Source organism: Streptococcus sp. Z554 (assembly GCF_053010305.1).
Window position 1 is genome coordinate 1 of sequence record NZ_JBRKNV010000013.1, and the last position, 8,287, is coordinate 8,287.

2 protein-coding genes are annotated in these 8,287 nt (G+C 41.7%); both read right to left on the minus strand.

Annotation, left to right across the window (positions count from 1 at the left end):
* Positions 1-7,784: beta-N-acetylglucosaminidase domain-containing protein (locus ACVC7R_RS08395; protein WP_447264335.1), on the minus strand; the 7,784-nt coding region annotated here is incomplete at its 3' end.
* A 152-nt stretch (positions 7,785-7,936) separates the two neighbouring features.
* Positions 7,937-8,287, minus strand: a 351-nt coding sequence (locus ACVC7R_RS08400) for an SIALI-17 repeat-containing surface protein (protein WP_447264336.1), incomplete at its 5' end; no start/stop codon positions are given.

The following is an 8,287-nucleotide window of genomic DNA, read 5'->3' on the forward strand; positions in this document are numbered from 1 at the left end:
GGATCTGGAGTTGGCTCTGGATCTGGAGTTGGTTTCGGATCTGGAGTTGGCTCTGGATCTGGAGTTGGCTCTGGATCTGGAGTTGGTTCTGGATCTGGAGTTGGTTGCTCAGGTTCTTCTGAAAGTTCTTGATAGTAAGTAGTCATTTCATAGAATTCTGGCTTGCCACCTTCCCAAATGAGTTTAACATCAAGTAACGGAGCCTTATCTCTCACGGCAAATGTTTGGAAGCTTGAGGTAATTGCACCCAAATCTGTCCAAGCACCGTCTCTGTCTGTTTTCAGAGTGCGAGCGAGTACGCGAGCTGCTACTCCTTGAGGAAGACTAGAAACAAGTCGGATATGGTTAGCATCTGTTGGTTCTGACAAGTGGTAAACCAACTCACCTTGGTCTTTCTCAGCCTTATAGCTTGTCAAGACTTTACCATCTACAAGATTGGTGTAAAGGTTGCCTCTACTTTCTCCACCATTTCCTTGAACCGTTGGGTCGTTGATTGGTTTCACAAATTCGCCATCATTGATGACTAATTCAGTAAATCCAACAAAACGAGCGTCGTAGTTAGCAGTGAAGAGAACACGTAGATAGTTAGCTTTAACTGGACTTGCAAGTTCACCTTCGATGTAGCGATTTCCAGGCATCTTAGAATCATGTGTCCATCCATCTGTCAATGAATCATCATGAATGTCATTTGCAATACCATCACCAACTGTCACAACGTCTGTCCATGTCTTGCCGTCTTGGCTAACCTGAATCTTACCATCACGAAGATAGTTTTGAGTACCATCTTGAATGTAAGTTCTAATCTTCTTGATGTCACGTTCGCTACCAAGTTTTAAGGTAATGTGACCATCTTTACGTGCATAATCAGAGAACTCTACAAAGTTATTGTAAACACCATCAAACAACTGATCCAAATTCTTGATCTTGCGAACATCATTTGCACCATAGTAGGCATCAATTCCCATAGAAGTAGAATCAAGTTTAGTTGGCTCCACTTCTTTTGTCTTAACCAGTAGAGATGTTGCGGTCACTGCTTGTTCTTGGTCGGTCTTATTCACCAAACGAGCATAACGTACCAAGGACTTATCTGTTACTTGACTAGCTGGATACCATTCTTGTGCATTTGGAGAGAATTCCAAGTCAAGGGCTGGATTTCCAATACCAATAGCCTGAATGCTCTCTGCCTGGTGAAGACGATCAAGTTTCATACCCAAGTAGCTATGAGCTGGAAGCTTGGTTCCACTTGGAATTTGTAGGTCATAACGACCGAGACTGTCATATACTGGAGTTGATTTCAAGCTCTCAACATTAGTATCTGTCATCTCGCTATTTCCAGCACGTGTCTCAACTGAGAAGTCAGCGATACGCCACCATAGATTGATATTCTTGGTATTACGAACACGAATGTAACGAGCTGAAATTGGAGTTTCAATTTCTTTGGTTTGTTCACCAGCCAAACGATCCAATTCTTGCCATGAAGTTCCATCTGTAGAATACTCAAGGACACCTTCTGCTAACTTATCTCCTGAACCTTGAACGAGACGAACCTTAGTTACAGGTTTGACTTCGCCCAAGTCTAGTTGTACCCAACCATCGACAGGAGTTGTATCCGTGCGATCAGCATTTGCAAGCATAGCTTCCGTATTATCACGACCATCTGTAATCTGAGCAACTGTCGTATTGTACTTGTACATAAGATTTGGACTGATGGTCACTGTAGCTGTCTGTTTAGGACGACTTACTTCTACAGGACGGTTAACAGCAATTTCTCGTACAGCAAACCAAGTATTTCCACGATCAGAAGTGGCAATCATTCGAACAGCTTTAGCATTGATATTGAGATTTTCAAATTTAAGAAGAGGCTCATTACCAGTGTAGCTTGGTTCTGAAAGTGTTACCCATTGATCATTTTCATTGAGATACTCAACTTTAGCATTGTTAAAGGTATCGCGTGGATTTGCTTGAGTTCCCATTGCAAATGTCAAGTTTTGAATTGGAACAGCCTTATTAAATTTCAAACCGATATAGTCACCAGTTTGGATGCTGTTTGGTGATTTGATAAGGGCATGTGTTCCTAAATCTCCATCAGTGACTTCAGCAAGTCCACCTTCGACACCTGTACGGTTAGTGATAAAGGTACTAATGACTTGGTCAGGATGCAAGGCTTTTTGGACTTCTGTTGCAAGGATTTCACGAAGGCCAAGCAAGAATGGACGGATATGTTGAACACCCAACTCAGCTCTTTCATCATGGTCTACATAGTGGAAGGTATAAGTTTGTGATTGTTCGTAGAGTTTCAAGCCCTTGTAATAGCTATCCCAAAGTCGAGAAGAATCATTGTTTTCAATCGCTTCTGTTCCATCTAGGAAAGCACTCAAGGCATCCATTTGATCAATCGTATTATCCAACCAGTAGTGGATTTGATTACGCATCTTTTCGTCACCAGATGCTTTATAAAGTTGAGCTGCAGCTTTCAGTTTGGCAAATTCTGCACGCAATTCATTACGCTCTGCGCCAACATCTTGACCAGCTTTTAGCTTAGACATGAAGGCTTCTAATTTCGGAGCAAGCTCAACAGATTCTTCCAATTTCACAACACGACCATCCATATTTTGGTTAATCATGTGTTTACCAAGTTCACGGAAGGCAACAGATGTTTCACTATCTGTAAACTTACCAGTTTCAACAAAGTTGAAGGCGATATCATTTACTTTCTTAGCTTCTTCTTCAGACTTCCATTGTTTCCATGCATACTGAGCCGCAGAGAAGAGGGCAATCTTAGAAGGCTCAGATTGTTGCATTGGATTCAACATGATACCTGAAAGGAGACTTGGATCCACATTTGGATGAAGGAATTTCTCACCGCCACCCAAGATTAAGTGTTGTTTAGAGTTGTCTGTACATGGCCAGTTAATCCATAGGGATACTGGACGGTAAGTCTTACCACCTGCAGTTAGGTTGTTCTTAAGGTTAGAAAGGAAGTTTTCGGATACTTCACCCCAAATCTTACCACCAGTAAGGGTCATAGAAGTTGAGGTTGGAAGATTTTCATTTAGAGATCTCAATTCATCTTCACGACCATTACCCCAATACTGACCTGGAACGAAGATCATTTCCTTACGAAGGCCAACATAAGTTGCTTGTTTTTCAGTCAACCAATCTGTCATGTCCTTCATCAAGCGGTTGTAGCTATTGTAGCCACCAACTGGGCTTGGAGCATCATCAGCTAGAATACCGAACTCACGGACACCGACATCCATCAATTGAGTGAACTTAGCCTTAATGGTATCAAGGTCTTTTTGGTAGTCAGCATCATTTCCAAAACGAATACGGTTGTTCATGAATGGGTGGATGGTCCAAACATAGCGAGTCTTGTTTTGGTTTCCGACACGAGCCAATTCACGGATTTCAGCTAATTTTTCTTCTGGATAAAGTTCACGCCATTTCTTGTTGTGGTATGGATCATCTTTTGGTGCAAAGAAGTATTGAGTCAACTTCAAGTCACCACCGTAACGCATCAACTCAGCACGATCAGCATTGCTCCAAGGGTTACCATAGTATCCTTCGATAAAGCCACGGTTCTTAATGTCAGCATAGTCTTCAACTGTTACATTACGTAAAACTGGAGCTTCGCTTTCATTAAGCATGTGTTTAAGAGTCGTCAAACCATAGAAAACAGCATCTGTATCTTTTCCGACGATAGAGATTGTATTGTTCTTGATTGACAAAGCATAGGCATCAATCTTATCAAAGAGTCCTTGAGAAATACCAGAGATTTCTTTTTCAGCCTGTGAATTTTGACCATGGACGCCAAGATAGATATTTGTAGCACCTGCTACTGCTGCTTGACTGCTTGTGTAAGAAATTTGATGATCTTGTAAGACACTCTTCAAGCGGTTGCGAGTATAGATATCCAACTGATCGCCCATTACAAGATTGACTTGTTTTTGAAGTTTCGTAACACCTTCACCATAAGTGACTTTTTGTGGTGTTGGGAATACCTTGTATTCTTTCTTGAGATAGTCTTGGCTTTGTGCTGCTGCAGCAATCACATCATCACTAGCTGGCTTCTTAGCTACAAAACTATCAGCGAGTTCAGTTGTACCATCTCCCACTTCTCCAACTTTTGGTTGTTCTGGGTTCACTGGTTTCTCAGGAGTCACTGGTTTTTCTGGAGCAACTGGCTCTTCAGATTCGCTATCAGAAAGTGGCTTGAGTAGTTGAATTTCTGCAGCACTACCAAATCCTGCGACACCTGATAGAACTTTAAATTCTACCTTGTTGGTTTCAACTGTCGCAAAATTAACAGTTTTTTCTTTGGCATTATTTTCCCAAGTTCCTGAAGCAACTTTCACCATTTGACCATCTTTTTGAGCATAAATTTCATAAGAGGTCACGACTCCGTTGCCTCCACCTGGACGTGGAAGATAAGTCAAACCATTGACTTTTTCAGGCGCATTCAAATTCATTGCAACTGTATATGGAGCACGGTCTCCTGTCCATTTTGAATGCCAGAAGGTATTCGGATCATTGTCGAAAGCTTTTTCTACTGGTCCTTCAGTCTCTGTTCCTGGTGTTTCCTGACTAGTTGCAGAAACTGTAAAGTGATCCGTTGGAATCAAACGTGGGTTTACAAATGCTTCATTTGACAACTCGGCACTATGCAAGATTCCTTGGAAACCACCGATTGTTTCAAGTGGAAGTACCAAGGTATTGTGGGCCAAGCGAGGATGAGCTGGATTTGCAATACGCTCAACCTTTTCGCCATCTACATAAACTTCTGTCACTTGAGGTTTGGTCACAACAGAGATTTGATAACGTTTATTCTTTTCAAGTTTCTTGTTAAATTGAATATGGAATTGTTCAAATTTATAAGCGAGGTAGCCATCCTTGTCAGCAAGATAAAGTTGGTTGTCTCCGCTAGTTGAGAAGGTTTGTTCACCTTCACCAGTTACCGTAACATCCAATTTCAAGACATGACTCGGACCAACATCACCTACTAAGCCTTCGATGCTAGAATCTTTTTCAAAATTCAATCCTGCTTCTGTTTTCTTCACATTTTTAGCAAGATATCCCTTGATTGTTTCTGCTTTAATTGTGAAGAGGTCGCTTTCTTCTACTGTCTTTTCTGGGTTTGAACGTGGTGCATAGACACTTGTTGGTTGGATACGGTCTGCATAGGTCTTAGCTGCACGATCTGAACCCCAAGTGCGTTCTGCAGTTGATTGCATACTCTTGAAGAAGCGTTTAAAGATATCAAAAGAGGTAAGTCCTGTTTCATGGAGGTCAATGTTGTCATTCCAAACTGCATGACCACCACCGATGATATTTGGATTAGATGCTTCTAGGCGTGGGCCTCCACCTGTTGAGAAGTCATTTGGTGTCCAGCGGTTGTATTGAGTTTCATAGTTTGCATAATCCCCATAACCACCTTGACTATTGCTTCCACTTGGAACACTATAAGTTGGAATATCTGTGATATTGATAATCTTAGCACCCTGAGCAATTGCTGCCTGTGGACGTTGCCAACCAATGCTCCAGATGTCTACTTCTACATCTTTCCAATCGACCGGCGTAGTTCCTTGTTTGGCAGAGAGCGAACCCCAAATACGTGGTGTTAAGCCTTTGCCTTTGATGTACTGGATCATATCATTGACATAGCGTCGATAACTTTCAGGACTTCCATAGTACTCATCTGTACCAATATGAACTGTTGAAACGCCACGAAGAGGTGCATCTTCACCAACCAGTAACTTGTCGTAGACAGATTTAACAAAAGAAAGCGTTTCTTCGTACTTGTTATCCAAGTCCAACATAGCTACACGTTCTACATTGTGTTTTCTCGCACTAAGTTGACCCTTATACATCAAGTCTGGACGTACCTTGACAAAGGACAAAGCGTGTCCTGGTGTGTCAATTTCAGGAACAAGGTTGATATGCAAGTCTTTCGCAAGGCTAATGATCTGTTGCATTTCTTCCTTGGTGTAATGTTCTTTTGATGTTAATTTTTCACCATTCTCACCAACAACATCCGTTTCTAGACGGAAACCTGTCTTAGCATTTTTAAGAACATAGTCCAATTCTTCTTTTTGACTGAGATGTTTACCTTCCACATGTTTATCTAGGAAGATATAGTTGTCGTTCAAGTGCAATTGAAGATCGTTCATCTTGTAGTAAGCCATGTTAAGCATGATATCTACAAGCGTATCATAAGGAATAAACTTACGACCTGTATCTAGCATAAAGCCACGGTGGCTAAAGCTTGGGAAATCACGGATTTCACCGTTCTGTAAGTCTTTTTCTCCCATCTGAAGGAGAGTACGGGTTGCATAGAAGGCACCTGCATTTGTTGCAGCTTCTACTGTGATAACGCCATCTTTAATGGTGATACCATAGCCTTCTTTGCCATAGCCCTTGTCTTCAACCTTTTTAAACTCAATGCGATTTTGTGCTTCTTGACCACCAGTTGCAACTTCTAAACCACGATTTTCAAGGTCTGTTTGATAGAATTTAGCCTCTTTGTCAAATCCAGAATCTCCAACTGAAATGACTGTTTCTGAAGTGATAGAAGTTTTACCTTCAGTACCATACCATTGTTGGACTGCTGGTGCAACTGCAGGCTTATTTCCAACACCTTCATCAGCATGTAAGCCTTTAATGACAACTTCAAATTCTTTTCTGAAGGTATGGTTATCATTGGTTTGTTGGACCATCACTTTGACATGTTGGTCTGTCAATGGTGTATAGATTTTATTATTTAGGTCAACAACTCCTAGCTTATTGCTTCCAATCAAACTAACTTGACCAGGCAATTTCGGCAAGACAAGTGATTTTCCGTCTTCTGCAACCGCTATTTCTGTAACTTGACGAATATCTGTTGGTTTGCTGGCGTCTGGAATATTTGAGTAGGCACGAATTTCTTGAATACCCACATTTTTCCATTGCATAGTACCGGCTTGATAATCTGTAATTTCCAGTTTGAGATATTTTGCTTGAATGGCCTCTTTTAAGTCAACTTTTTCATCTAGAACCGGAGTTCCTGTTCGTTGATGGGCCAACTTCCATTCTCCAGGGCCTGATCCATTAACTTCGTCTTGACCTGCATAATAGAGATTCCAAGATTTGATGTTTGGATCATTTTGCTCGCCACGAACACGACGGTCCCAATCGATTTCCACATGCTTGATTAAGGTTGTCTTTTCAAGCTTAAATTCGATTGTTGGTTTCACAACATCACGGTCAGTTGCCCAACGAGTATCTGGATTTCCATCAATTGCCTTCTCAGCTGTAAATGGAGTATTCGCTTCATGGTTTGAAGCTGTTGCAGTTGCCTTTTCTAAATGGTTGACATCTGGAGTTTCAACCAAATCTTTGGTCACTGGCTTCTCAGCTGGTTTAGCTACTGGAGCTACTTCTTCCTTAGGAGCTGGAGTTTCTGTTGGTTTTGGAGTTGCTTCCTCCTTAGGAGCAGGAGTTTCTGCTGGTTTTGGAGTTGCTTCACCAGTATTTTCAGGCTTGGTTTCCGCTTCAGTCGGATTCGTTTCAGTAGTTTCAGTTGGATTTGCTGCTTCGGCTTTTTCAATGGCCGCTGCTATATCTGCAGGCAGCTTATCTAGGGGCTGAACCTGTGTTACTGTTCCTTCTGTCTCAGCAGGTCCTTCTGTTTCGGCTGCTTGAACCACACCAGCACCAAAAATGCTAGCACCAATCATGACAGAAGCAGCGCCAATTGCAAATTTACGTATACTGTAATGACACCGTCTCTCAAAAAAATGTTTTCCCATTTTCTTTTTTTCCTTTCCCACGCTTAAATTGGGTAAGCGTTATCATTTCCCTTTTAAAAAGGGAGGACCAAGAGGTCCTCTCTAGGTGTTTGTTGTTCTCCATTCCAATCCGTTAGGAGTTTGAGTTTTCATGATATAAAACTCTATGATGTTTAATCTTCTTTTCTTTTTTCAAGAAATAGAGCAGACATTGCTACTGTAAGACCAGCTAGGAAGAGGTGTCCAGTTGCCCCTTCTCCAGTTTCAGGAAGTTTGGCCTGTTCTGCTTCTTTTTGTGCTGTTTGCATCGCAACTGATGGTGTTAGAGCTGGTTTCTGATCAAGTTTTTCTGCAATTGGACTTGTCTGATTATCTCCTGTACCTGATGCTTCTTTATACTCAGGAACATCATTCTTAGCTGCTTCAACCCAATTAACGCCACCTTTGAACTCTGGAATGTCATGAACAGCCGCTTCTGCAGCATTAACGCCACCCTTAAACTCTGGAATGTCATGAACAGCCGC